General features: G+C 43.6%; 1 protein-coding gene and 2 pseudogenes. All 3 read right to left on the bottom strand.

Annotated features, from left to right (window positions below; all coding sequences use genetic code 11):
- Positions 1 to 1,062: RNA-guided endonuclease InsQ/TnpB family protein (locus tag F6K20_RS30050; RefSeq protein WP_287297143.1), on the bottom strand; the 1,062-nt coding region annotated here is incomplete at its 3' end.
- A gap of 89 nt (positions 1,063 to 1,151) precedes the next feature.
- Positions 1,152 to 2,086, bottom strand: a pseudogene (locus F6K20_RS30045) (Rpn family recombination-promoting nuclease/putative transposase).
- A 290-nt stretch (positions 2,087 to 2,376) separates the two neighbouring features.
- Positions 2,377 to 3,318, bottom strand: a pseudogene (locus F6K20_RS30040) (M24B family metallopeptidase); the annotation flags it as partial.
- Between the last annotated feature and the right edge of the window lie 109 nt (positions 3,319 to 3,427).

Raw genomic sequence — 3,427 nt, 5'->3', positions numbered from 1 at the left:
TCCATACTGTAATTCATCCTTATCCAAGCTAGACGCTTTACTGGTGTAAGATTCTTCTTGCTCAACTAATTCAATCCCATACCGCTGACAGAGGCTTTCCAGCTTGTCCTTAAACGTATAAATCGGAATCTGGGTGAACTTCTGATTGTTCCGCTTGCCCATGTTGACCCTTTGTTTTAGGTCGGGGTTGTACCCGATAACAATCTTGTTGATTTTGTTTCTTCTACACCAATTCACGACATATCTAGCCGCCTTGTTAGTGAAATCCCTGATTTTGTGATTTCGCTTTCTTAGCAACCTAGCTTGTCGATTGGTCAAGATCTTAATGCCTTGTAAGTCTTTAATAGACTGAAGTTTGGCATTACGCTTATTGTAAAACTGATTGTCAGCCTTGATCTTTTTACCGTCAATAATAAATGACTTTTGAGTGGTGCTAACACATGTAGCAAAATTATCAAGTCCTAAATCAATTCCCAATATTTCACTAGTTTTTTCTACTTTTACCTCAGGTTCATCCTCGTAGCAATAACAAACATCAAAATACCTGGCTTTGTATTTAGGAAGTATGCGTATCTCTTTGACAGTCTTAGACCTTAGCCTCTCTGGGACAGTAAACTGAACTACCCCGTACTCCTTTTTAAATTGACGAGACATAGGAACGGTAAATAACCAGTTCTTTCCCGGGAGTTTCTCCCAGTCGCGCTTTCTCACTGGGATAACCAAGAGGAAATGTCCATCCTTTGGTAAGTAATTCGGAAGTCTTACTTTTTCTTGATAACCTCCACTCTTATTTAGTTTCAGTAAACCAAAAAAAGATTTAAAGGATCTATCGACAATTTTTAAGGTTTGCTGGGCAATGTCCGTCGGTAGTAACTTGTAATTTTCATTCTCTTTAGAGTGATAATAATTACTCTCATACCGCAAATGTTTGCGTTCCTGGAAGAAATACTGACGGACGTTATATAAACCCACGTTGAACATATTCTTGCTCAAATGACACATTTGCCTGAGAGCCAAAATCTGTTGCCTGTCTAAACGAAGATTATTAACTTGAGTTAGCATCGACCCTTCCGCTATCAATATAGATATTATAGCGGAAATCCTGGAAAAATGCAACAGATCTTGAAGTTACCGTAAGAATAAAGAACGCACTACTGCTGCTGATCCAACCAAACCGCTAAATCCGTTGCTGTCTCAAAATCCAACAACGCTTCACTCAATTCCTCCAATCGAGTAATGGATAATCCCTCAATCTTCTGTTGGAGCACAGGGTCAAGTAAACCTAACCTCAGGGTTAGTAAACGCATCACAATGAATCGGGCTTCCTCCTGCTTGCCGCGCTGGCGTCCCTTTTGGATAATATCTTGATAGGTGACTGATTCTTCCATAATTTCCTCGGATAACAATCGACGCACTAAATCTTTCTCAAACCGTAAACCAGCCAGCACATCCACACAGGCCGCTAGATTTCCCCGTAATGGTTTTTCTTCAATGTCTTGATGCAGTCGCTCATGGGGGAAACCCCCAAGACCGCGCTGCATCGCTTCTATCCACTTCCACAACCACTTGCTCTAACAATCGATTAGGGTTATTGCTCTTAGCTAAAGTTGCCAAGGGTAACAGAGCTCGATTGGCCAACAGTGGTTGAGGGTCTTGTTCCCACAGACGAATTACTCGATAACGGTGCCAGGTATTAATATCCCTAAACTCGTTATTGAATACCAGATCTGAGGTCGTAGACTTGAGAAAAATTACCACCTGCTCAATGGGACATCGGTACTTTCGTTGTAATCTGACCCAATAGTCTAACATCCGAAATGGTAATGGTGGCTCGGATTGGGGTAGGGTTTGAAATTCTAGATGCAGAATTTGGTTAGTACTTTGGAGTAGAGTTAGAGCATCAGCTTGAATTGGTTCAGCACTTAATTCGCTGTCTTGATGCAGTCGCTCATGGGGGAAACCCCCAAGACCGCGCTGCATCGCTTTTAAGTACCTGAATATCTCTAGGTTGTTTACCCAATACCCACTGAAAAAACTCTGATGGGTATGCTTCTGATAAGTATTTGCAGATATTGTCGTAGGCCAAGGCAAATTGTTCAAAGTTAACACTATCTCAGACAGTGTAGTGAATTTGAGCTAAAAAATTGATCGCACCTGGATCTTGTTTATTGATTCAAGTTATGATAATCGAGCACTGATGATATAGATAAGATCTAAAAAAGACCTGATTAGATCAGATCTTTTCAAAATCATGTCTGTCAACTTAATACCACCATCTAAGCATTCAGCTGATAGCTGATAGCTGATAGCTGATAGCTGACCGCTGATAGCTGATAGCTTACAGCACCATTAACCCGTTCACCCACACCCGAAAACTTATACTCCCGTAACCAAATCCTCAACTGCCTCTAGATCAGTCGGTAACCCAGCCGTCAACACCTCTGCTCCTGTCTCGGTAATCAACACATCATCCTCAATCCGAATCCCTCGCACATCATCAAATTGTGCCAATCTATCCCAATCCACCATATCTTTGTAGGTTGACCGTCGCTCTGGGTCATTCAAAATCCCTGGAACTTGATAAAATCCTGGTTCAATTGTCACCAACATCCCTGGTTGCAAGGGTCGGTCTAGTCGCAGGAAGCCCAAGCCAAAGCGATCGCTTCTTTCCCGTCCTGGTGCATACCCTGCCAAATCCCCTAAATCTTCCATATCATGGACATCTAATCCCAGCAAATGACCAACACCATGGGGAAAGAATAAAGCATGGGCATCCATTGCTACCAAATCCGAGATGTCTCCTCGCAGAATCCCCAAATCTATCAATCCCTCAGCCATCACCCCTGCTGCTGTCATATGAATCTCTCGATATTCCACCCCAGGGTAAAGATTCTCGATACAGAAATCATGGGCTTCTTTGACGACATTATATATATCCCGCTGAGTAGGGGAAAATTTTCCAGTCACCGGCCAAGTACGGGTAATATCCGCTGCCCAACCCATAGGGGTTTCTGCTCCTACATCCGCCAGCAGTAACTCTCCCGGTTGCAGGGAATGGTGATACTCACCATTGTGGAGCACTTCCCCATGAACCGTAACAATACTTGTGTAAGCACGGGTCATATTATGGGCAATAATTACCCCTTCCATCGCTCCCCGCACTTCCGCTTCTAGTTTAGCCTTGGGAGTAGCTGCCATTCCGGCTTTATGAGCAGCAATCGAAACCTCAGCGGCTTGGCACAACTCCGATAATGCCCCCTCGTCATGGTATAACCGTAGGGATATAATGGCTTTCGCTAAATCCAAGTCAATCCCTTTTGCCGCTGCCTTTCACGGCACCTCCTACTGCCCAGCCTCAGTCTAATGTCGAAAGACAACGATTGCGCAGATCAGCGCCGCACAAGCCATAATGAAAAGGCAGTGGATG

It is taken from the genome of Moorena sp. SIO2C4 (assembly GCF_010672485.1).
Taxonomy (GTDB): Bacteria; Cyanobacteriota; Cyanobacteriia; order Cyanobacteriales; family Coleofasciculaceae; genus Moorena; species Moorena producens.
This window is presented reverse-complemented; position numbering and strand designations above follow the sequence as displayed.